This is a genomic window from Mycetocola lacteus (assembly GCF_003667575.1).
In the GTDB taxonomy this organism is placed as follows: domain Bacteria; phylum Actinomycetota; class Actinomycetes; order Actinomycetales; family Microbacteriaceae; genus Mycetocola; species Mycetocola lacteus.
Map to the genome: position 1 here is coordinate 289,456 of NZ_RCUY01000011.1, position 21,911 is coordinate 311,366.

At 66.6% G+C, this 21,911-nt stretch carries 18 protein-coding genes; 2 read left to right on the forward strand and 16 right to left on the reverse strand.

The genetic code is table 11. The features are described 5' to 3' along the window. Window positions 1–44: 44 nt before the first annotated feature. From D9V34_RS13640 to D9V34_RS13665, 6 genes are all read right to left on the reverse strand, one after another. Window positions 45–1,505, reverse strand: a complete 1,461-nt coding sequence (locus tag D9V34_RS13640) for an NAD(P)/FAD-dependent oxidoreductase (RefSeq protein ID WP_121687150.1) — start codon at window positions 1,503–1,505, stop codon at window positions 45–47. Between the two features lie 245 nt (window positions 1,506–1,750). Continuing rightward, window positions 1,751–2,269 carry a DUF501 domain-containing protein gene (locus D9V34_RS13645; protein ID WP_121687151.1) on the reverse strand — a complete coding sequence of 173 codons (519 nt, stop codon included), beginning with the start codon at window positions 2,267–2,269 and terminating at the stop codon, window positions 1,751–1,753. 42 nt (window positions 2,270–2,311) lie between these two features. Then, window positions 2,312–2,767, reverse strand: coding sequence for an FtsB family cell division protein (locus tag D9V34_RS13650; protein ID WP_121687152.1), 456 nt, complete (start codon window positions 2,765–2,767; stop codon window positions 2,312–2,314). A gap of 268 nt (window positions 2,768–3,035) precedes the next feature. Then, entirely contained in the window at window positions 3,036–4,316 is a 1,281-nt protein-coding gene (gene eno / locus D9V34_RS13655) for a phosphopyruvate hydratase (RefSeq protein WP_030148405.1), read from the reverse strand. A gap of 52 nt (window positions 4,317–4,368) precedes the next feature. After that, window positions 4,369–5,646 carry a histidine--tRNA ligase gene (gene hisS / locus D9V34_RS13660; protein WP_121687153.1) on the reverse strand — a complete coding sequence of 426 codons (1,278 nt, stop codon included), beginning with the start codon at window positions 5,644–5,646 and terminating at the stop codon, window positions 4,369–4,371. A gap of 129 nt (window positions 5,647–5,775) precedes the next feature. Continuing rightward, entirely contained in the window at window positions 5,776–6,561 is a 786-nt protein-coding gene (locus D9V34_RS13665; RefSeq protein ID WP_245991808.1) for a MazG nucleotide pyrophosphohydrolase domain-containing protein, read from the reverse strand. A 151-nt stretch (window positions 6,562–6,712) separates the two neighbouring features. Between D9V34_RS13665 and D9V34_RS13670 the strand changes: the two genes are divergently transcribed. Continuing rightward, window positions 6,713–7,891 carry a Na+/H+ antiporter NhaA gene (locus D9V34_RS13670; RefSeq protein WP_121687154.1) on the forward strand — a complete coding sequence of 393 codons (1,179 nt, stop codon included), beginning with the start codon at window positions 6,713–6,715 and terminating at the stop codon, window positions 7,889–7,891. A gap of 51 nt (window positions 7,892–7,942) precedes the next feature. On the opposite strand, the gene D9V34_RS13675 is transcribed toward D9V34_RS13670, so the two are convergent. After that, window positions 7,943–9,514 (reverse strand): glycosyltransferase family 39 protein, encoded by a 1,572-nt coding sequence (locus tag D9V34_RS13675; protein ID WP_121687155.1) that lies wholly within the window; start codon window positions 9,512–9,514, stop codon window positions 7,943–7,945. Window positions 9,515–9,617: 103 nt separating this feature from the next. Further along, entirely contained in the window at window positions 9,618–13,220 is a 3,603-nt protein-coding gene (mfd, locus tag D9V34_RS13680; protein WP_121687156.1) for a transcription-repair coupling factor, read from the reverse strand. A gap of 439 nt (window positions 13,221–13,659) precedes the next feature. On the opposite strand from mfd, the gene D9V34_RS13685 reads away from it, so the two are divergent. After that, window positions 13,660–14,016 carry a hypothetical protein gene (locus D9V34_RS13685; RefSeq protein ID WP_147441586.1) on the forward strand — a complete coding sequence of 119 codons (357 nt, stop codon included), beginning with the start codon at window positions 13,660–13,662 and terminating at the stop codon, window positions 14,014–14,016. Between the two features lie 69 nt (window positions 14,017–14,085). Here D9V34_RS13685 and pth read toward each other — a convergent pair whose 3' ends face one another. From pth to D9V34_RS13725, 8 genes are all read right to left on the reverse strand, one after another. Further along, a complete protein-coding gene (pth, locus tag D9V34_RS13690) occupies window positions 14,086–14,673 on the reverse strand; it encodes an aminoacyl-tRNA hydrolase (RefSeq protein WP_121687158.1) in 588 nt (195 codons plus the stop codon). 149 nt (window positions 14,674–14,822) lie between these two features. Next, window positions 14,823–15,407, reverse strand: a complete 585-nt coding sequence (locus D9V34_RS13695; protein WP_030148397.1) for a 50S ribosomal protein L25/general stress protein Ctc — start codon at window positions 15,405–15,407, stop codon at window positions 14,823–14,825. 247 nt (window positions 15,408–15,654) lie between these two features. Next, entirely contained in the window at window positions 15,655–17,070 is a 1,416-nt protein-coding gene (locus D9V34_RS13700) for a mannitol dehydrogenase family protein (protein WP_183091806.1), read from the reverse strand. Continuing rightward, complete coding sequence (locus D9V34_RS13705) at window positions 17,063–17,926, reverse strand: sugar phosphate isomerase/epimerase family protein (RefSeq protein ID WP_121687160.1); 864 nt, start codon at window positions 17,924–17,926, stop codon at window positions 17,063–17,065. Before D9V34_RS13705 ends, D9V34_RS13700 begins: the two co-directional genes overlap by 8 nt. Then, window positions 17,923–19,089, reverse strand: coding sequence for a Gfo/Idh/MocA family protein (locus tag D9V34_RS13710; protein WP_121687161.1), 1,167 nt, complete (start codon window positions 19,087–19,089; stop codon window positions 17,923–17,925). The genes D9V34_RS13705 and D9V34_RS13710 overlap by 4 nt, the downstream gene beginning before the upstream one ends. Next, on the reverse strand, window positions 19,086–19,934 hold the full coding sequence (locus D9V34_RS13715; RefSeq protein ID WP_121687162.1) for a sugar phosphate isomerase/epimerase family protein: 849 nt from the start codon (window positions 19,932–19,934) through the stop codon (window positions 19,086–19,088). Before D9V34_RS13715 ends, D9V34_RS13710 begins: the two co-directional genes overlap by 4 nt. Beyond that, on the reverse strand, window positions 19,934–20,860 hold the full coding sequence (locus tag D9V34_RS13720) for a carbohydrate ABC transporter permease (protein ID WP_245991809.1): 927 nt from the start codon (window positions 20,858–20,860) through the stop codon (window positions 19,934–19,936). Before D9V34_RS13720 ends, D9V34_RS13715 begins: the two co-directional genes overlap by 1 nt. Continuing rightward, the gene (locus D9V34_RS13725) at window positions 20,847–21,896 is read right to left on the reverse strand and encodes a carbohydrate ABC transporter permease (RefSeq protein ID WP_121687164.1); all 1,050 of its coding nucleotides are present in this window, start codon (window positions 21,894–21,896) and stop codon (window positions 20,847–20,849) included. Before D9V34_RS13725 ends, D9V34_RS13720 begins: the two co-directional genes overlap by 14 nt. Window positions 21,897–21,911 lie beyond the last annotated feature (15 nt).

Sequence of the window (21,911 nt, forward strand, 5' to 3'; positions counted from 1 at the left end):
TCAGGGGATCCGATCCGTGGATCGAACCCCCTGAATGACGGCAGCTACTTGGCGGCCGGTGCCTCGGCCTTGTCGGCCTTCTTCTCGGCCTTGGCAGCCTCAGCCTTGGCAGGCTTCTCGGCCTTCGCGGGCTTCTCAGCCTTGGGGGCCTCGGCCTTCGGCGCCTCCGGAGCTGCCTCTACCGGCGGCTTCGGGCGAGAAGCGAACTCCTCGAACGCGCGACGCGGGGTCAGCGTGGCCGACAGGCCAACGATGTCGCGACCCAGCCACACGTTGTGCCACCAGCCCCAGATGACGCGCCACTTGCGCTCCCAGGTCGGCATGGCCAGACCGTGGTATCCGCGGTGAGCACCCCAGGCGAGGAAGCCCTTCATCGAGAACTTGCCCGACTGGAACACGCCGATGCCGATACCGAGACCGGCAACCGCACCCATGTTCTTGTGGAAGTAGTCCTTGGGCTTCTCGCCACGCAGGACGGCAACCAGGTTCTTGGCCAGCAGACGGCCCTGACGCACGGCGTGCTGAGCGTTGGGCACGCACATGCCACCCACGCCGCCACCGGACAGGTCGGGAACGGCGGTGACGTCACCGGCACCCCAGGCACCCTCAACCGGAGCATCCTCGGTACCGAGACGCAGGTCGGGACGGGTGACCAGACGGCCACGAGCCTCGATCTCCAGGTCGGTGTTGCGGACGATCTGCGGGGTCGCCATGACACCGGCGGTCCAGATGATCAGGTCCGACTCGAACTTGGTGCCGTCCGAGAGCTCAACGTTGCCGTCGACACAGGAGGAGAACTGGGTCTCCAGGAAGACCTTGGCACCACGCTCGGCGAGGTTCTTCAGCACCCAGTGGCTGGTCTCCAGCGACACCTCGGGCATGATCCGCGGGGCGGCCTCAACCAGGTTGAAGTGCACGTCATCGAAGGTCAGCTCGGTGTACTGCGACAGCAGGTCCGAGGCGAAGCTGCGCAGCTCGGCGAAGACCTCGATACCGGCGAATCCACCACCAACGACGGTGACGGTCAGCAGGCGGTCGCGCTCCGGACCGGCCGGCATCTGCGAGGCCAGGTCGAAGTTGTGCAGCATGCGGTCGCGGATCGCGACGGCTTCCTCGATGGTCTTGAGGCCGATCGCCTCATCCGCCACACCCGGAATCGGGAAGGTGCGCGAAACGGCACCGGCGGTGATCACGATCTGGTCGTACTCGAAGTCGTACGCCTCGCCGACGGGCGGCTGGATGGTCGCCTTCTTCTCGGCGTGGTTGATGTAGGTGACCTTCGCGGTAACGATGTGGGTCTTCTTCAGGTGACGACGGTGAGCGACAACCGCGTGACGCGGGTCAATCGAACCGGACGCAACCTCGGGGAGGAACGGCTGGTAGGTCATGTAGGGCAGCGGGTCGACCATGGTGACCTCTGCTTCCCCGGCCCGAAGGTGCTTTTCCAGCTTCCACGCGGTATAAAAACCCGCGTAGCCGCCGCCGACGATCAGAATTTTAGGCACTGTGAGATTTCTCCTGTAGCGAGGGGTGTTTGCAAATCGAGGCGTTCCGACACGGGAGCGTCCGAGGGGCTTGCGGCAGCAGCACTGGCACCAAGCAGATTCAACGATAGCACTGCCCCGGCGTTAACCCCGCGTTCACGCGGTAAACGGGCGGATGTGCAGTCGGTGAAACACTAATGTGCGGGCCTGTTGGACCAGTGGCTGCTCCCTTGGGACACGCACCATCGCGCGTGTCCCGAAGAGTGTTATTCGGCGGCCGAGTAGTCCGGGCACTCGCAGACATTCGGCGACCAGGTCGCGCGCTCAAGAGCCAGATCGCCGATCGGGTTGACGCCCGGTCCGGCGGCCAGGGCGTGACCGGCGAGGGCGTGCAGGCACTTCACGCGCACGGGCATGCCGCCGGCGGAGATACCGTGTACTTCCGGGATGTCCTCGATGCTGTAGCGGTCGGCGAGGAATGCCTCGTGGGCGGCCGCATAGCGGGTACGCAGGTCCTCATCCTCGGCCAGCAGGTCGTTGTACTCGTTCATCACGTGCTCGGCCTCAAGCTGCGAGATTGCTGCGGTCGCGGCCGGGTGGCACAGGTAGTAGAAGGTCGGGAACGGGGTACCATCGCTCAGGCGCGGCTTGGTCGACACCACCGTGGGGGCCCCACACACGCAGCGTGCGGCAATTCCCACCACATCGCGTGCCGGACGGCCAAGCTGGGCCGAGACGATGGCAATATCCTCGTCGGTTACCGGGTCAAAGGGCGGGGTGGTCATGCGTTTTTCTCCTACGGCTGGTCACTCTGGTGCGGGATACACCTATTTTTCGGGTGTATTCCCCACCGCAACCTTACCCAGACCTGCGCTCAGGAACGAACCGAGCAGGTTTTCCGACCAGTTCGCGTCTCCGGTTTTCACCTTGTCGCTGACCGGATCGGGTTCCTTCCCGGAAACCGCGGGATCCAGATCGTTGCGCACCGTGTACGTGGTTTCACCGGGGTTGACGTAGTAGAGCCGGTCTCGCGCCTGGGTTTCGATATACGTCTTGTCGTTCCAGCGCTCACGTTCGGCCATCAGGTTTTTCACCGTGTGCTTATCGTCGGTCACCAGCTTCTGGTAGATCGCGATCTGCTGACGCTGCTCGACATAGGTTTTCAGGTTCGGCGCGATGATCACCACACCCAGCGCGATCACGCCGAGCATAATGGCGGCAAACCCGGACAGCCGAAGACGACGCATCCACCCGGACTGGGCACTGCTTCCGGTCTCGGTCATGGCGGTATTCCCTTCGCTGGTCGATGCGCGGGCCGTCACGATGCGGACCCGGAACTCGGGGCCCTCTCCGCAACGTCGCCGAGGGGAAGGAACCCGAGAAAAACGGACTCCCGGCCCCGCGTCCCCGAGGGGACCAGGACCGGGAGTACCGGTAGTACTGCGTTCAGCTTACGGGCGGATCATCCAGAACCTCGGATGACCCTCCCGCGTACCGAAAGCTTTCAGGAAGGCCGCCAGGCCCGCCGAAATGAGTACGTTTGCCGCAGAATTAGAACTTCAGGCGCGGGAAGGCCGAAGCACCGGCGTAAACGGCGGCCGACTCCAGCTCCTCCTCGATACGCAGCAGCTGGTTGTACTTGGCAACGCGCTCCGAACGAGCCGGCGCACCGGTCTTGATCTGACCGGCGTTGGTGGCCACGGCCAGGTCGGCGATGGTGGTGTCCTCGGTCTCACCCGAACGGTGCGAGAGGATCGCGGTGTAACCGGCACGCTGAGCCATCGACACGGCATCCAGGGTCTCGGTCAGGGTACCGATCTGGTTGACCTTGACCAGCAGCGAGTTGGCGTCGCCGCGCTCGATGCCCTTGGCCAGACGCTTGGGGTTGGTCACGAACAGGTCGTCACCAACAATCTGAACCTTCTTGCCGAGCTCGGCGGTCAGGATGGAGTAACCCTCCCAGTCGTCCTCGTCCAGCGGGTCCTCGATGGTGGCCATCGGGTAGTTGGCGACCAGGTCGGCGTAGTAGGCGGTCATCTCGGCGGCGGTGCGTGCCTTGCCCTCGAACTGGTAGGCACCCTCGCGGTAGAACTCGCTCGAGGCGACGTCGAGGCCCAGGCTGATCTCCTTACCGGGGGTGAAGCCGGCCTTCTCGATTGCGGCGATCAGGAAGTCGAGTGCAGCACGGTTGCTGGCGAGGTCGGGGGCGAAGCCACCCTCGTCACCCAGGCCGGTGGCCAGGCCGCTCGACTTCAGCTCGCCCTTGAGGACGTGGTAGATCTCGGTGCCCCAACGCAGTGCGTCGGAGAAGGTGGCGGCACCCTGGGGAACCAGGAAGAACTCCTGGATGTCGACCGAGGTGTCGGCGTGCGATCCACCGTTGATCACGTTCATCAGCGGAACGGGCAGCACGTGCGCGTTCGGGCCACCGAGGTAGCGGTAGAGCGGCAGGCCCGAGGCGTCGGCTGCGGCGCGCGCAACGGCGAGGCTCACACCCAGGATCGAGTTGGCGCCCACGCGCTTCTTGTTGTCGGTGCCGTCAACCGCGATCAGGGCGGCGTCGATCACGCGCTGGTCATCGGCGGGCAGACCCTCGATGGCCGGGGCGAGCTCCTCGATCACGGCGTTGACGGCGTTCAGCACACCCTTGCCGCCGTAGCGAGCCTTGTCGCCGTCACGAAGCTCATAGGCTTCGAAGGCGCCGGTGGAGGCGCCGGACGGCACCGCTGCGCGGGCGAAGGAACCGTCGTCCAGTCCAACCTCAACCTCAACGGTCGGGTTTCCGCGCGAGTCCAGAATCTCGCGAGCGTTCACGAATTCAACAAGTGCCACGATGTTTTCTCCTTGATCAGGGTGTGTACTGCTAGTTGTCAGTCTATCCGGCCTATTCGGCCGCGCCGAGCGGTTTAACGTCCAGATCGGACGCCCCGCTGGTCTCCGCCGATACGGTCGCATAGGCGGTGTAGCCCGCCTCCGCAGCCCGCTCCAGGACGGCCCGGAAGTTCTTTGCACGTTTGTCCAACCGCACCCGGGTGCCCGAGGCGGCCACCTCGTTTTTCAGCGCGATGAGCGCCGCGGGGTCCACGTTTCGGTCATAGATCAGCACGAGGGATTCCTCGGCGGATGCCGCGTCTGCCTCGATGAGGTCCACGATACGCTCGAAGCCGATCGAGAAGCCGACCGCGGGCACCTCCTGTCCGAGGAAGCGGCCGATCATGCCGTCATAGCGACCGCCGCCGCCAAGGGCATAGCCGAAGTCGGCGTGCTCGATCTCGAAGATCGGACCGGTGTAGTAGCCCATGCCGCGCACCAGGAACGGGTCAAAAACCAGATCGCTCTCGGTCGAGGCACCGATCTGAGCCAGCTCGGCAATCACCTCGGGGTCCACGCCCGCGGGCAGACGGGCGGCGATCGACTCGGCCGAGAATTCCGCGGTGTCCGCGTGCTCGGTTTCCAGGAAGACGGCCAGGGCGTCGATCGCCGCGGCGGTCACCCCGCGCTCACGCAGCTCGGCGATCACGCCGGCGGCGGCGATCTTGTCGAGCTTGTCGATGGTGATCAGCACACCGGAGAACTCCTCGGGAGCAAAGCCAAAGGCCTCCAGCATCCCGGTGATCAGGCGGCGATCATTGATCCGCACCCGGGTGCCGGTGATGCCCAGCTCGCGCAGGACCTCGGTGGTCGCGCCGATCAGCTCGATCTCGGCCAGGATCCCGGCCTCACCGATGATGTCGATGTCCGACTGCACAAACTGGCGATAGCGGCCCTTCTGCGGACGCTCGGCGCGCCAGACCGGGGCGATCTGCACCGAGCGGAACACGCTGGGCAGCTCGGCGCGGTGGGTCGCATAGTAGCGGGCCAGCGGAACGGTCAGGTCAAAGCGCAGGCCCAGGTCGGTCAGGCTGGAGAGGTCATCGCTCTCGGCGGCGGCGCGCAACTCCTCGGCACCGATGCCGCGCTTGAGCACGTTGAACGAGATCTTCTCGTTGTCGCCGCCCAGACCCGAATGCAGGCGGTCGTAGTTTTCCAGTACCGGGGTTTCGATCTCATCGAAGCCAAAACGACGGTAAACCCGGCGGATCACGGAGAGCGCGTGCTCACGACGTGCCTTCTCGGCGGGGAGGAAATCGCGCATGCCGCGCGGTGCACTAACTGTTGCCATGCTCCCATTTTGGCATGAGTGAACCCGCCGCAGGATTTCGGCGCACGCCCGTTCACCCGGGCTTCACCCGTTGAGGCTCGCGCCGCGGACCCGGCATCCGGATCGGCGACGCATCATTGGCCTCGGCGGCTAGGCGCGCTCCGCCCGGCGGGTTGCGACGGTGCGCAGTGCGGACTCGGCATCCAGCCCCCGCGCCTGAGCCTCGGCGGCAAGCGCATAGAGGTAGTCGCCCAGGCTCTGCTCGTCTGCGAATACCTCGGACGGCAGGGTGTCGCTCGGATCGGCGGGCACGGTGTGGCTCGCCACGGCGGGCTGAGTCCTGTTCGGCCCGGACGGCAGGGTGTCGCTCGATTCGGCGCTCGCCCCGGCCCGGGCGATCCGCGCGGCCACCTTCTGCGCCCGGGCGAGGGCGGGCAGGGTCGGGGCGATCCCGTCCAGGATCCCCGTCCGCTCGGACTTCTCGGCGGCCTTGGCCGCGCCCCACACCCGCAGGACCTCGTCCACGTCGGCGGCCCCCTCGGGCCCAAACACGTGGGGATGACGTCGAACCATCTTCTCCCGGGCATCACGCACCACATCCGCCAGGTCAAAGCCCGCGTCCGGGTCCCCGGCGGCGATCTCGGCGTGGAACACAATCTGCAGCAGGAGGTCGCCCAGTTCCTCGCGCACGTGCACCGGATCGGCCTCATCGAGGGCCTCCAGCAGCTCGTGGGTCTCCTCAAGCAGGTAGCGGCGCAGGCCCGCGTGGGTCATTGCTTCGGTCCAGACACAGTCGAGACGGGTCTGGTGCATCGCGGCGGCATAGGCTGACAGCTCGGCCCCCGCATCGGCATACGCGGCAACACCGGGAAACTCGGCGGCGGGGACAACCGCCAGGGCGGCAACCCGATCGGCGGGGTTCTGGGGAGTGGGCATCGAATCCTCCGGCTCGGGTCGCGGAATCCCAGCCTACAAGGCGGTCAACTGATATTCTGTGGGTGGAGTGCCGGGAAGTCTGGTCGGCCCGGAGATCCCAACGGATCACGGTTAGTATTCGGCGCATCTGCGCACATCACGATCGGACAGCATGATTCTTTCCCACGTCAAACCCGCCCTGCGCAGCGAGCGCACGGGCGCACTCCTCCTCCTCGGGGCAGCCCTCGCCGGGATCATCCTGGCGAACTCGCCCCTGGGCCCGGACCTCCTCGATCTCCAGCACACCGAGGTGGGTGTCGGTTCGCTGACCCTGAGCATCGGGCACTGGATCAGCGACGGCCTGCTGGCCATCTTCTTCCTGGTGGTTGCCATCGACCTGCGCCATGAGCTCACCGCCGGGCAGCTGAACTCCTGGCAGCGCGCCCTGCACCCGGCCATCGCCGCGGTGGGTGGTGTGGTGGTGCCCGCCCTGGTCTACCTGCTGATTGCCGCGCCCGCCGGGCAGCCCGGCGGCTGGCCGATCCCCACCGCGACCGATATCGCATTTGCGCTGGGGGTGCTGGCCATGTTCGGACGCGGTCTGCCCCCGCGAATCCGGGTGTTCCTGCTGGCCCTGGCGGTGCTGGATGATCTGATCGCCATCCTGATTATTGCGATCTTCTTCGGCGGCAGCCCCGACCTGCTTGCCCTCGCCGGTGCGGTCATCGTGCTGGTGGTCGCGGCGATCGTGGCCCGCGCACTCGGTCGCGCAACCTCGCGTGAGGCTCGGATCATGCTGGGCATCCTGCTGGTGATTCTGGGCATCGCCACCTGGGTCCTCACCCAGCTTTCGGGTGTGCACGCGACCCTGGCCGGAGTCGCCTTCGGACTCATCCTGCCCGCCGGCGTGGGCCATAAGCTGGGTCACCGGTTGGAACCGTGGAGCGCGGGACTGGTCCTGCCGATCTTTGCCTTCTCGGCCACCCTGGTGGTCATCCCCCACGTGCCGCTGGGTGAGCTCTCCGCCCCCTTCTGGGGCATCCTGGCCGCGCTGCCGATCGGCAAGCTAATCGGCATCACGCTCGGCGGCCTACTCGGTGCCTGGCTGCTGAGCCGCAACGGCTCGACCCCCACAGCCGAGCGCATGCGCACCCATGAGATCGTCGCGGTGGGCCTGCTCGGCGGCATCGGGTTCACCGTCTCCCTGCTGATGACCACGCTCGCCTTTGAAAACGACCTCGCCCTCTCCGACCAGGGCATCCTGGCGGTCCTGCTGGGCTCGGTCGTCTCGGCCATCGCCGCCGCCATCGCGCTGACCGTGATGCGTCGCCGAACATCGGTCGCCGCATAGGCGCGGCTCGGTAACGCAGAAGGGCCCCGGAGATTTCCGGGGCCCTGTCTATTAGCGGGTGAGTTCGTACCGCACCAGGATCGAGCGGTGGAGGTCGTGGGTTTCGGTCGCGGTGTAGCCGGCGGCCTCCAGCTCGGTGACGTAGGCGTCGCTCTTGGCCCGGTCGGTGGAGAACCGCTCCCCCGCCCGCACCAGCCACACGGTCTGCGCGCCGTCAAGACGCTTGATGGTTTCGGAGGTCGAGTAAGCCTTGTCCCAGAGACCGTCGGTCTGATCGAAGCGGGTCTTTAGCCCCACGTCCTTGAGCCCCTCGAAGGCCTCGGGGTAGAGATACTTGGCCAGGCGGGGTTTGCGGGCGTTGATCGCGGTCTGATCAAAGATGATCGACTCCCCGGGCTTCGCATGGGCGGCCACGGTCTCCGAGAGCGTGTTCCAGTCCACCCCGCCGTTGCGCGGATAAGGCGTGCGCTGGCCGAGGTAGGTGGGCAGCGAGCCGAGCATCACGGCGACCACCAGGATCGGGATCAGCCAGCGGGCACGCAGGAGTCGGGTCACCGCGACCAGGCCCACGGCCATCAGCAGCGCGATTGCCGGCGCGGTGAAGGCAAGGTAGCGCGGGGAGTACAGCGGGGTCACCGCGGTGCCCAGCGCCAGCAGCACCGAGGGCACCACGAGCCAGGGGATCGCCACGGTCAGCACGCCCGGCAGGGCGGGGTCCTCGGGACGGTAGAGGGCGCGCAGACGCACACTCCAGGCGGCATCGGATCCGCGGCGCACCCGGGCGAGGATTGCCAGCACCAGGCCGACCAGAATCAGGCCCCAGCCGATCAGCGCGGGCAGCTGCTGCGAGAACCACGGGGTTTCAAACAGCGCCGACATCGTCAGCCCATCACGCGAGTGCAGGTAGGCGACCTGCTCACGTTCAAGATACGCATAGATCAGCACCGGAACCGCGAGAATCCCGCCCAGTGCGCTCCACACGGCGGCGCGCAGGACGACCTTGCGGCCCGGGCGCATCATCAGCACGATGATCGCGAAGACCACCACAAACAGCACCGTGTAGATAAACACCACGCTGGACAGCGCAAACAGCGCGGCAAATCCGACCCATGGCAGTACCCGAGTTTCTCGGCGGGCCACCAGGCGCACCAGCACAAACAGCAGCCAGATGACCAGCAGCATCGTGAAGGCATAGGCGCGGGTTTCGGTGCCGTAGTAGGTCACCCGGGGCACGGTGGCAAACAGCAGCGCCGCCACGATGCCCACCCCGCGTCCGGCCAGCAGCGTGGCAAAGCGCGCGAGCAGAATCGCCGCGCCGCCCACGGCCAGGGCCGAGGGGAGGCGTACCGAGAACGGGCTCGCCCCGAAGACGTCGATCCAGAGGTGCAGGAACGCGTAGTACAGCCCGTGCACCGCATCCACGGTGCCGAGCATCGCCCAGAGCGATCCCCAGTCCCGCTGGGCCGACATGATGCTCGCGGCCTCGTCGCCCCACAGCGAGGGGATCCAGGAACCGGTCACCGAGATGGCGACCGCGATCACACCCAGCAACAGCAGGATCGGCCACGGCAGGGTGCGCCGGGCCGGCGTGGAAAGGGGCGGGGCGGAGACGTTGTGATGCACCGACCCAGTAAACCACGCGGCACCCGAGAAACCGCCGAACCGGTGGTTGTCAGGCGGTTCGTCCCGCGTGTCCCGAGTCTTCCCGAGACACGCGGAACGCGTGCTACTCCTTGGTCGCCCGGGTGATCGGGAACAGCGCGTCCAGCAGCGTGTAGACCCAGTCGATCAGGTCACCATCGGACAGAGCCTCGCCGTCGATCCGCGGCTGCGGCAGCACCAGGGCGTCGCCGCCGGCCAGCAGCTTGGCCTGCGGATACATCCGGCGCAGGCGTGCCTGCAGCGAATCGGGCAGGTGCGCCGGGGCGATGCGGAGGTTGGGTCCCATCGTGATCACGTCCGAGAGCCCCGAAGCCTGGGCCCGGCGCCGCAGCTTGGAGACCGCGATCAGGTTGCGCACCTCAAGCGGCGGGGTCCCGTAGCGATCCTGCAGCTCCTCAACCACCAGGTCGATCCGATCCTCATCGGTGATCTTGGCCGAGGAAGCCGCGCTGGAAAGCTTCTGGTACGCCTCCAGACGCAGACGCTCGCTATCCACATAGTCCTCGGGGATGTGGGCATCGATCGGCAGCTCAAGACGGAGCTCGGTCGGACCGGTGGTGTCCTCGCCGCGGAACGTGTTGACGGCCTCGCCGATCATCCGCAGATAGAGGTCGAACCCGACCCCGGCGATGTGCCCGGCCTGCTCACCACCGAGCATGTTTCCGGCACCACGGATCTCCAGATCCTTGAGCGCGACCTGCATGCCCGAGCCCAGCTCGTTATTGGCGGCGATCGTGGAGAGTCGATCATGCGCGGTCTCGGAGAGTGGCTTGGCGGGATCGTAGAGGAAGTACGCGTACGCACGCTCGCGCCCACGCCCCACCCGTCCACGCAGCTGGTGCAGCTGGCTCAGACCGTACTTATCGGCGCGGTCGATGATGATCGTGTTGGCGTTGGAGATATCCAGGCCGGTTTCGATGATCGTGGTACACACCAGAACGTCAAACTTCCGCTCCCAGAAGTCGACCACCACCTGCTCCAGCTGATGCTCGGAAAGCTTTCCGTGCGCCACCGCGATGCGCGCTTCGGGCACCAGTTCGGCCAGGTGGGAGGCCACCCGGCTGATGCTCTGCACGCGGTTATGGACAAAGAAGATCTGGCCCTCACGCAACAGTTCACGCCGGATCGAGGCCGCGACCTGCTTGTCGTTATAGGGACCGACAAAGCTCAGCACCGGCTGACGCTCCTCGGGCGGGGTCGCCAGCGTCGACATCTCACGGATCCCGGTCACCGCCATCTCCAGGGTGCGCGGGATCGGGGTTGCACTCATCGCCAGGATGTCCACATTGGTCTTGAGCTTTTTCAGCTTGTCCTTGTGCTCGACACCGAAACGCTGCTCCTCATCGATGATGACCAGGCCCAGGTCCTTGAAGAGCACATTGTCGGTGAGCAGGCGGTGGGTACCGATCACGATATCCACGGTCCCGGACTCGAGCCCGGCGATGATCTCCTTGGCTTCCTTGGCGGTTTGGAAACGGCTGAGCGCGCGCAGGTGAATCGGGAAGCCCGCATAACGCTCGGCAAAGGTCTCGAAGTGCTGCTTGACCAGCAGCGTGGTGGGCACCAGCACCGCGACCTGCTTGCCGTCCTGAATCGCCTTAAACGCCGCGCGCACGGCAACCTCGGTCTTACCAAAGCCCACGTCGCCGGAGAGTAGACGATCCATCGGGATCGGCTTTTCCATATCGGACTTGACCTCGCTGATGGTGGTCAGCTGGTCGGGGGTTTCGGGGTACGGGAACGCCTCCTCCAGCTCACGCTGCCAGGGTGTGTCGGGCCCGAACGCGTGGCCCACGCTGTTCATCCGGGCCGAGTAGAGCTTCACCAGCTCCACCGCGATGTCTCGCACGGCCTTGCGCGCCTTGGACTTGGCCTGGGACCAGTCCGAACCGCCCATCTTGGACAGCTGCGGGGCCTCGCCGCCCACGTAGCGCGAGAGCAGGTCGAGCTGATCGGTGGGTACCAGGAGCTTATCGCCGGGGTAGCCACGCTTATTCGGGGCGTACTCCAGCACCAGGTATTCGCGCAGCGACTTGATCGGGTTGCGCCCGCCGGTCGAGACCGTACGCTGGGTCATCTCCACGAAGCGTCCGATGCCGTGGGTCTGGTGCACCACGTGGTCGCCGGGGTTGAGCTGGAGCGGATCCACCACGTTGCGGCGACGCGAGGCCAGCTTCTTGACCGCGCGGGAGTCGTAGCCCACCGCGCGACCGTAGAACTCGGCCTCGCTGATCAGGCCCAGGTTGATCTCGGTCATCTCGAAGCCGTGGTCCAGGCTCGCCTGGACCAGGAACGCGACACCGGTTTCCAGCTCGGCGGGCAGCTCGGTCACGATGCGGGCGGCAAGGCCGGCTTCGCTCAGGACGTCGCGGGCACGCTCCAGAAGGCCCTGTCCGCCGGCGGTCACCACAACCGACCAGCCCGCGCGCAGGCGCTCACCCACGTGGGCGATCGCCCCCTCGACATTTCCGGCGAAGCTCGGCACGGTCTCGGCCTCTACCCGTACCTCAAGCAGCGCATCGATGTCGATATCGCCGCCCACGGGACCCTGCTGGAAGGAGCTGAACGTCCACCAGGGGTGGTCGGTATTGGGCTCGCCGGGGCGGGAATACTTGAGCGAGTCGCGCAGGGTGCCCAGGGTGATGAACTCTCCCCCGCCCAGATCGATCGGCGCTCCGGCCCCCGCGGTTGCCGCGCTCCAGGCGGCGGCCAGGAACTCGCGGTTGGTTTCGGCGAGGCTGATCGCCCGGGTGGTGACCCGCTCGGGCGAGGCCACCGCGACCGCGGTTCCCGCCGGGAGGTAGTGGCCCACGTTGACCAGGCGTTCCAGCAGCGCCGGAGCCAGGGACTCCATGCCCTCGACCGGGATGCCCTCGCCGATCTTTTCCAGCATGCCCGAGATGCCGGGGAACTCATGCTGCATCTCGCGGGCGCGCTGACGCACCGGGGCCGTCAGCAGCAGCTCGCGGGCCGGTGCCAGTTCGATTCCCGGCAGGTCCTCCTCTTGGGAGCGCTGATCGGCCACCGAGAAGCGGCGGATCTGCTCGACCTCATCACCGAAGAAGTCGACTCGGAAAGGATGGTCGGCCGTGGGCGGGAAGACGTCCAGGATGCCTCCGCGCAGCGCAAACTCCCCGCGCCGCGCCACCAGGTCTACCCGCACATAGGCGGCCTCAACCAGCCGGGCGGCCAGCTCCTGGAGGTCGTGACCGCGCGCCCCGGCAACCAGCGAGATGGGGGCGGCATCGGCGAGGTTTTCGGCCAGCGGCTGGAGGGCCGCACGCACCGAGGCCACCACGATCAGCGTACGCTCGCCATCCCAGGTGCGCAGTGCCCGCAGGGCGGCCAGACGCCTACCGACGATCTCGGTGGACGGGCTCAGGCGCTCATGCGGCAGCGTCTCCCAGGCCGGGAAGTCGACGATATCGCCACCGGGCAGGAGCGCGCGGAGGCTCGCGATCAGCGACTCCGAGTCGCGTCCGGTCGCGGTGATCGCCAGCACCACCGGCGGGGCACCCGCCTCACGACGGCGTTCAACCAGCCCGGCAATCAGCGGGGCGGTCAGGCCCTCGGCGACCGAGAAATCGGCATCGCGCGGGGCATAGTCCAGGGCAGCGGAAAATGAGGGCGCGCCAGAAAGCGCTGAAATCAGACCCGAAAGCATCACCGAGTAATTCTAGACGGCACCGGTGACATCGGCATCCGCCGTTCCTGTGCCCTGAGCGAAACCACAATCGACGAACAGCCGAGTGATTTTACACCCAAGGTCTCTAGATAGTGCCTGCTATCCAGCAAAAGCGCCCGAACTGAGCCCCTGCGCGACGCGTTGCCAAACTCCACTCAAGCATTCGTTTCCCGCATAAACACCTCCCCAATGCGCCCTTACCAAGTGGAAAACACGCCAATTTTGGAGAGGAATCCCCGCCACCGCGACACCAAACATGCATGCATCATCCACGCCGAAAACCATGCAGTGAAATGCGACAGCTTATGGTTCATTTGGTGCCAGGATTCACCCACTGTCGGGGGAGGCAGGGAATCATGGTGTGAACATCCACCCGATCAGCGTTGATCATCACCCCGTCCCCCGGCGAAAGTTGAACCGCATGACCCTCTCGGCCACCCTCGAAAACGCAACCGATCTTCCCGCGGTCATCACCGAATTTGTCGCATCGGCGGTGCTCCCCGACCCGACCCCGCTGCTGGCGCTGGTCACCGAGGACGCCCGGATCACCGATCACAATGACGAGTACGTGGGCGACGGTGAACTCCTGCGCTGGGCGCACCAGTTCACCGAGCGCCGCGTGAGCGCCCAGCACTTTGGGGTTGAGCGCGACGCCCACGGCATCACGCTGCTCTACCGCATCAACACCGACAGTCCCGAGGGGCCCACGGTCCGTCGCTTCCGGTTTACCCTGAACGCGGCCCGAGACCGGGTAGCAAACCTCACCGTCACCGACTAAACGGCGAATCCACAACGGCCTCCTTCCTCGGAAGGAGGCCGTTGGTCGTAATGCGGGTGGTGCCGGGACCTAGCCGCGGCTGTGGAACTTCTGCTGTGCGGCGGTCAGCCCCTCGGTAGCCACCAGTTCGGTGGCGTCGGCGGCATCGGCAATGAGGATGGGCAGGGTCTCCCGCTCGGCCGCGGTGAACGGTGCCAACACAAAGTCGGCCGGGTCCTGCCGCCCCACCGGACGCCCCACCCCCGTACGCACCCGGATAAACTCCGGGGTTCCCAGGGCCGCGGCGATATCGCGCAGCCCGTTGTGGCCGCCGTGCCCGCCGCCGATCTTCAGCTTGATGCTGTCGAAGGGGATGTCCATCTCATCGTGGATGACGATGATTCGCTCCGGCGGGATCGAGTAGAACGAGGCCAGTGCCGCGGTCTGCTTCCCCGAGACGTTCATGAAGCTGGTCAGGGTCGCCACGATGAGCTTGGGTCCGCCCGGGGCCAGGAAGCCCTCGGCCACCAGGGCCGCACTGCGGTGCCGCTTGAGCTGCTGCCCGAGCCGGCCGGCCAGCTCGGCGATCACCATCTGTCCGATGTTGTGCCGAGTGCGCTCATAGCGTGGGCCGGGGTTGCCGAGTCCGATCACCAGCCAGGTGTTTGCTGCAGCCATGTTCTGTGTCCGTGCTCCCAAAAAAACGTGCCACCAGCGGCGAGGATGCGCCGAATCTGTCATGTGTCCAGGGTAGCGCGGTTCCCCCACCCAAAAAACGCGCCCCGCCCTCCACCAGGGAGAACGGGGCGCGCAGGTAAGCGCGAGAACTACTCGGCGGCAGCCTCGGTGGCCTCGTCCTCGGCGGGAGCGGCCGGAGCGGCGGCAACCTGGACGATCAGCAGGTCTGCGTCGTCAACGAGCTCGGCACCCTCGGGCAGAACGACGTCCTTGGCGTGGACGTGCTGTCCCTCCTCGGCACCGGCGATCGAAACCACAACGTTCGCGGGGATGTTGGTTGCGGCAACCAGCAGACGCAGGGTGTTGGTCTCAACGTTTGCCAGGGTGCCCGGAGCCGAGTCGCCCTCAACGTGAACGGGGATCTCAACCTCGACCTTTTCACCCTTCACAACAACCGCCAGGTCGATGTGCTCGATGATGCGCAGAACCGGGTCCTTCTGAACCTCGCGCACGAGAACGAGCTCCTCGGTGCCCTCGATGTTCAGGTTGATCAGGGCGTTGGTGTGACGCACGATCAGGCCGGTGGCGTGGGTGGGCAGCGACACGTGCTTGGGCTCGGTGCCGTGACCGTAGATGACGGCGGGGATCTTGCCGGCGGCGCGCAGCTTGCGGGCGGCACCCTTACCGAAAGAGGTACGCAGTTCGGCGTCCAGGTTTACGCTGTTGTCAGCCATAATTACTCCTTGATGTGGCGGGCCTCGGGGACCCGGATGGTTTCAACTCGAACGCATATCAGCGTGAGGAAAAGCCGAGGCCTTGCCCACCGCGTCGATAACGGCTTATCCCGAAGGACAGCCCTCGCCGAAGTTCAGCGCCTAGTCTAACCGAGTTTTCCCGGCGAGTGTGAATCGTCGGGCCCGGGACGGCGACGGCCGCACCATCCGGGAGGGATGGTGCGGCCGCCTTGCGATTCGGGATCGGTCAGGATTCAATCGCCTGCAGCCCAAAAACCTCGCGTAGGTCCGGGGCCAGGATCCCCAGCACGTCCTCGACACCCAGGCTTCCCGCCTCAATCCCCGCACCCAGCGGAGCGGACTCGGCGTCCGGGGTGTCCGCTTGGCCCAGATAGGCGATCCACTCCTCCACGATCGGGATCGCGCTGGTACCCACGCCAAGCCCCGCGGCGCGGCGTGCTCGCACCACGTCAAAAATCCGTGGCGGCAGCTTATGGGCACCGCCCAGGGCAATCTGGGCCAGGTGGTGCCGGATTCGCGGGTTAGAGAAGCGCTCACGCAGTGCGGCCCGGGCTGCATCGATCTCGTGCTCACTCTGCGGCAGCACCTCGGCGGCCTCGGACCACAGGGTCTCCAGGCGTTCGGCGAGCTCGGGATCGGCGAAGGCGGCGTCCACGGTCCGGTGTCCGCGCGCCAGTCCCGCATAGGCCAGCATCGAGTGTCCGGCGTTGAGGAGCCAGAGTTTGCGCCGCTCATGGGGCTCGATCTCATCCACAAAGCGCACGCCGGCTTGCTCCCAGGCCGGACGACCGGCCGGGAAGTCTCCGGCGATGATCCACTCGGCAAACGGCTCAGTCACGATGACCGCGGCGTCCGCGAGTCCCGTGTGCTCGGCTACCTCACGGCGATCGGCATCGGTGGTGGCCGGGGTGATTCGATCCACCATCGACGACACAAACGAGACGTTGTCCCGGATCCACGCAGCCAGGGCCGGGTCCACCCGGGTGGCCAGGTCCAGCACCACCGCGCGGGTGACCGCACCGTTGTCGGCGAGGTTGTCGCAGCTGAGGATTGCGATCGGCCCGGCATCCGCGTCGCGGCGGGCACGCAGCCCGTCCACGATCCGGCCCGGTGCGCTCACACAGCCCGGAGCGGATGCGGCTCGGCGTCCGTCCGGTCCGCCTTGATCTCGGGCCGGGTTCGAAGCCGAAACCGCCGCCCTCAGGACCTCGATATCGGCCGCCACATCGGGATCGGCCAGATTCAGGGTCCCGTCCGGGCCACGCCGGTAACCCGCCTCGGTGATCGTCAGGCTGAGGATCGCGGTGTCCGGATCGGCCAGTCGGGCACGCCAGCGCGCGGTGTCATTACCGTCGCTGGCTCGGGCAATCGACTCGACCCGCTCATACGTGTCCCCGGATGCCGCCCGCACCACCAGCGTAAACACGCCATCCTGGGCCGCCAGAATCTCGGCCTGCGCGGGCGAGCGTCCGGTGAACGATTCGATCCCCCAGTCCCCCGGATTCTCGCGCTGCACCAGCTCGGTGTACCAGGCCTGGTGGGCACGGTGGAACGCGCCGAGGCCCAGGTGGGCGATCCGGATGCGGGGGTGCGGCCGGGTCCGGGTGGGTACCCGGTCCCCGGCCGCGGCGGAGCTAGTCACGCGAACCCGCCTGCGCGGCCTCGACCAGGCCGCGCACGTAGGCGAGGTTCTCGGCGGTGCGCTGCTCAAGCGGGACCTCGGTGGAGAAGTCCTCGAGGGTGATCCAGCCGTCATAGCCAAAGGTCACCAGATCGCGTACGTATCCGGCGAGGTCTGCCTGTCCGGCGCGCAGGGTGGTCCACTCATGACGCCAGACGTGGGTGCCGTCCTGCTCCACGTGATCCACCACCCACCGGGCGTTTTTGATGTGCACGTGTGCCAGGTACTCCCCGAGCAGCTGGAAGCCGGCCAGGTGGTTTTCGAAGCCCTCGTTGACCAGGTTTCCCACGTCGTGGATCACCCCGACAAACTGCGGGTTCAGCCCCTCGACCAGGCGGCGCGCGGCCGAGGCCGACGGGGTGATGGTCTCGTGGTGCAGCTCAACCAGCGCCTTGACGCCGTGCTTTTCGGCCACCGTCACGATGTATTCCAGGTTGGTGCGGGCCTGGGCAAACAGGTCCGCGTAGTTGCGTCCATCCACCCGCGGCATCGCGATGCGCACCTGGGTCGCGCCGACGGCGGCGGTTGCGGCGAGCATCCGCTCGGCATCCACCCGGTTTTCCAGCTGGGCGTACCCGCCGATGCCGGAGAACTCCAGACGGTTGGCGGTGGTGATCTCGCGGATCTGATCGAGGTGGTCCTCGAGTCCGGTCATCGGCCAGGTCGCGCGGTTTCCGGCCCAGAATCCGGGCGGGGTGGCCTCGTCCTGGTCGGTGATGCGCCACTCGATGCCGTCCCAGCCCTGGGCGGCCAGGATCTGGGCGGCCTCTGCCGGGGTCCAATCGGGGGTCGAGGCGGTGAATACCGAATACTTCATGATGCGCGTCCCGTCGTCAGGGTGAGGTCGTCATATTTTCCGGCGAGCACGTCGGCGAACAGCACCGCGGTGCCCAGGGTCGCCGAGGCGTACATCGCGTGCACGAGTGCGAGCGAGTGGGTCGCGTCGCGGGCGGTGATGCCCGGGTCACGGCCGTCCCGCAGCGCGGCGGCGATGTCGTCATACTGCCGGGTGTGGGCGGCGAGGAAGTCGCCGTCCTCCCGCGGGGAGGTGGAGAGCTGACCGGCGTCGATGACCTCGGCTGCCTGGTTCGCGGTGCCCACCGCGCTCAACCCGGTTCCGGGAATCAGGTCGGCGCCGCCGGCCGCGTGGAAGTACTCCAGGCGGTCGTTGTCGATCACCGCGGAGCCGCGCGAGCCGAGCACCTGCAGGCGGGTATTCAGCCCCGGGTAGGCGGCCGTGGTGCAGTGGATCACGCCGAGGGCACCGGATTCGAACGCGACCGTGGCCACCGCGATGTCCTCAACCTCGATCCGCTCGTGGGCGAGCAGTGCGGTGCGGGCGTAGACCTCCACCGGGGTGCCGAGGGTCCAGCGCAGCAGGTCCACGGTGTGCACACCCTGGTTCATCACCGCGCCGCCACCGTCGAGTTCCCAGGTGCCACGCCAGTTACCGCTGTCGTAGTAGTCCTGTCCGCGCCACCAGGCCACGGTGGCCGAACCCGAGGTGACCCGCCCGAAGCGGCCCGCATCGATGGCCTGCTTGACCAGCACGCTGGCCGGATCGAAGCGGTGCTGGGAGATGACGCTGACGATCAGTCCGCGCTCGGCGGCCTCATCGGCCAGGTCGGCGATGCGGCGAGCGCGCACCAGGTCCACGTCGATCGGCTTCTCGATCACCACGTGCACGCCGGCGGCGAGTGCTTCCCGGGCCGCGTCTACGTGCAGACCGCTGGGGGTCGTGATGACCACCAGGTCGATGTCTCCGGCCTCAAGCGCCTCGGTCAGGGTCGCGAAGGTGCGCGGACGCTCCACCGGATACTCGGTGGGCAGCAGGTCGGCGAGGGTGGTGAGGGCTTCGGGGAAGACATCCACCAGCGCGCTCACGGTGAAGGCCTCGTGGGCCGCCAGGACGCGGGCGTGGTGGGTGCCGATCACGCCGCAGCCGATGATGACGGCACGGGTGGGTGTTGCGGTGGTCATTTGAGTGTTACTCCCAGTTCATCGGTGAGGCCCCTAAAGGCACGGGCTGCACGCCCGAAGGCGGCGGCCCCGGAGAATCCGCCGGTGGCGAATGCATCGGACAGGTGCGGTTCGAGCGAGGCGAAGCCGGCAAACCCGTCGGATGCCAGGGCACCGAGGGTTTCGCGCAGCTGGCCATCACCCTCGCCCGCGGCAACCACCGAGTGGTCGCTCGCGAGGGCGTCCTTCACCTGCAGGTATTCCAGGTAGGGGCGCAGGTCCTCGAATCCGTCATCGAAGGGCACCGCTCCCACCTGTACATAGTTGGCGTTGTCCCAGGCCACGCGGAGCGCCGGCGAGTTCACCGAGGTGATCAGGTCGAGCACCCGGGCGGGGGTGTCGCCATAGATGTCCTTCTCGTTCTCGTGCAGCAGCACGATCCCCGCGGCCTGGGCGATCTCGGCAAAGCGGGTCAGGCGTTCGATCACGGGCTCGCGGATCGAGTCCACGTCCACGCCCTCGCCGTAGTAGAAGGAGAAGATGCGGATGTAGCGACTGTTCAGCACCTTGGCGGCGTTGATGGCGCGGTCCAGGCGTGCCAGCTCGGCGTCGAAGTCCGAGGTGATATCCACCTTGCCCAGCGGCGAGGCGATGGCCGAGACCCCCATCTCCTGTTCGGCGAGCAGCGCACGCAGCTCCTCCAGCCGGGCATCGTCAAGCTCCACGATGTTGATGCCCCAGGCGCTGCGGACCTCGATGTGCTGGGCACCGAGCGCCTGCAGCACGGCGATCTGAATGCGGGGATCCTCATGGATCTCGTCCCCGAACCCGGACAGGGTCCAGGTGGGGGTGGATGATGCGGTCATTACTTAACTCCTCCTGCGGTGAGGCCACCAACAAGGTAGCGCTGGAAAATAAGGTAGAGAACAACAACGGGCACCGCACACACCAGCGCGGCGGCCATCATCTGGCCATAAACCGGGACGGCACCGCCCTCCTGGGTGGCCCCAAAAATCTGCAGCGAGACGGCCACGGTTCGAGACTCCGGGCGTGTCATCACCGAGGCGAAGAGCACGTCGTTCCAGCCCAGCAGGAACGCGAAGATGCCCGAGACGACGATGCCCGGCCAGCTCAGCGGCACGATAATCCGGGTGAGGATCTTGAAGGGTGAGGCCCCGTCCAGGCGGGCAGCCTCCTCAAGCTCGCGCGGCAGGCCACGCAGGTAGGTCACCATGACCCAGGTGGAGAACGGCAGCGCGAAGGTCAGGTAGGTGAGGAACAGGCCCCAGCGGGTACCGATGATCTGCACACCCAGCGTGCTCGCCGCACTGGAGAAGAGCACAAACACCGGCAGCAGGAGCAGGGTTCCGGGGATCGACTGCAGCGCGAGCAGACCGCGCAGTACCAGCAGGCGGCCGCGGAAGGCATAGCGCACCAGCACATAGGCGGTGGAGACCGAGAGTCCGGCACAGACGATCGCGACGCCGCCGGCCACCAGCACGCTGTTCACCAGTCCGGTGCCCAGGTCCACCGTGGTCCAGATCTTCGAGTAGTTCTCAAACGTCAGCTCGGTGGGCCAGAACGCCCCGCGGGCCACGGCCAGGTCGGAGTTGATCGAGGCGAAGAAGATGTAGAGCACCGGCACCATCGAGAAGACCAGCAGCGCGGCCAGGATCACGATCAGCAGGGGCTTGGGCAACAGCCGGTGGATCTGCGCCTGGCGGGCACCCTCCTTGGCGCTGGCGCGGTGCGGGGTCACGCGTACGGGGGCGATCGTGTTACTTGCGGACACGGGAACCACCATCCTCTCCGGTGTCGAGCTTCACTGCTCGCAGGTAGATAAAGAGCGGAATCGCGATCAGGATCAGCGAGATCACGGCCATCGCGGCCGACAGTCCGAACCTGAAGTTCTGGAAGCCGGTGATGTAGGTGAGCACGGGCAGGACGTTGACATCCGCCGGTGCGGGGATTCCAAACAGCACAAACGGGAGGGTGAAGTTATTGACCGAGTGCAGGAAGGAGATGATCAGCGCCAGGGTGATCGGGCCCTTGAGGTAGGGCAGGATGACGTAGCGCAGCTTGGTCCACCAGCCGGCACCGTCCAGCGCCGATGCCTCGTGTACCTCGGAGTCCACCGACTGCAGACCCGAAAGCACCAGCAGGTAGATAAAGGGCCAGGATGCCCAGATCTGCACAAACACCAGCGCCCAGTAGGACTGCGGTCCGTTGAGCCAGAGGCCCCCGTCGATGCCGAAGTTCTTGAGCATCGCGTTGCCCACCCCGTCGGGCTGGAGCATGGTGCGCCACACGGTACCCACCACGAAGGTCGGCAGCACGTAGGGCACCAGGAACAGCGAGCGAACCAGGCCCCGACCGCGGAAGCGGTTCTGGGTGGCCAGGGCCGCGGCGACACCGATCGGCAGGCAGATCAGGGTCACCAGGACCGCGTAGCCCACGCTGATGCCGATGGACTGGATCAGCGAGGACTTGGTCAGCGCCTCCACATAGTTGGAGATGCCGATAAACGGGGCGCTGATCCACTGCCGCAGCGTGTACTGGTCGAGATCCATCAGGGAAATCACCAGTCCCAGCACCAGCGGGACCAGGATCACCACCACCATCAAGATACCGCCGGGGGCGAGCATCCAGAGCGGGCGATCACGCTCGCCGATCTTCCGGGCCCGACGCGGGCGACCCTTGGGAGGCGAGGAGGGGGCGGGGTGCCCGCCCCGGCGCGCGGCAGTGCGCGCCGGGGTGGCATCGGCGCTCGCGGCGGCAGTGGCCGCGAGCGCATCGGCGCGGGTGCGCGCCTCGGGGGTGGTAACCATGATGAATCTCTTCCG

Bases quoted from the DNA above. Each gene is read 5' to 3' on its own strand.
- D9V34_RS13705 (WP_121687160.1), bottom strand. From the start codon at position 17,926: ATGAAGTATTCGGTATTCACCGCCTCGACCCCCGATTGGACCCCGGCA.
- D9V34_RS13685 (WP_147441586.1), top strand. From the start codon at position 13,660: ATGACCCTCTCGGCCACCCTCGAAAACGCAACCGATCTTCCCGCGGTC.
- hisS (WP_121687153.1), bottom strand. From the start codon at position 5,646: ATGGCAACAGTTAGTGCACCGCGCGGCATGCGCGATTTCCTCCCCGCC.
- D9V34_RS13650 (WP_121687152.1), bottom strand. From the start codon at position 2,767: ATGACCGAGACCGGAAGCAGTGCCCAGTCCGGGTGGATGCGTCGTCTT.
- D9V34_RS13725 (WP_121687164.1), bottom strand. From the start codon at position 21,896: ATGGTTACCACCCCCGAGGCGCGCACCCGCGCCGATGCGCTCGCGGCC.
- D9V34_RS13695 (WP_030148397.1), bottom strand. From the start codon at position 15,407: ATGGCTGACAACAGCGTAAACCTGGACGCCGAACTGCGTACCTCTTTC.
- pth (WP_121687158.1), bottom strand. From the start codon at position 14,673: ATGGCTGCAGCAAACACCTGGCTGGTGATCGGACTCGGCAACCCCGGC.
- D9V34_RS13670 (WP_121687154.1), top strand. From the start codon at position 6,713: ATGATTCTTTCCCACGTCAAACCCGCCCTGCGCAGCGAGCGCACGGGC.
- D9V34_RS13645 (WP_121687151.1), bottom strand. From the start codon at position 2,269: ATGACCACCCCGCCCTTTGACCCGGTAACCGACGAGGATATTGCCATC.
- D9V34_RS13715 (WP_121687162.1), bottom strand. From the start codon at position 19,934: ATGACCGCATCATCCACCCCCACCTGGACCCTGTCCGGGTTCGGGGAC.
- D9V34_RS13710 (WP_121687161.1), bottom strand. From the start codon at position 19,089: ATGACCACCGCAACACCCACCCGTGCCGTCATCATCGGCTGCGGCGTG.
- D9V34_RS13665 (WP_245991808.1), bottom strand. From the start codon at position 6,561: ATGCCCACTCCCCAGAACCCCGCCGATCGGGTTGCCGCCCTGGCGGTT.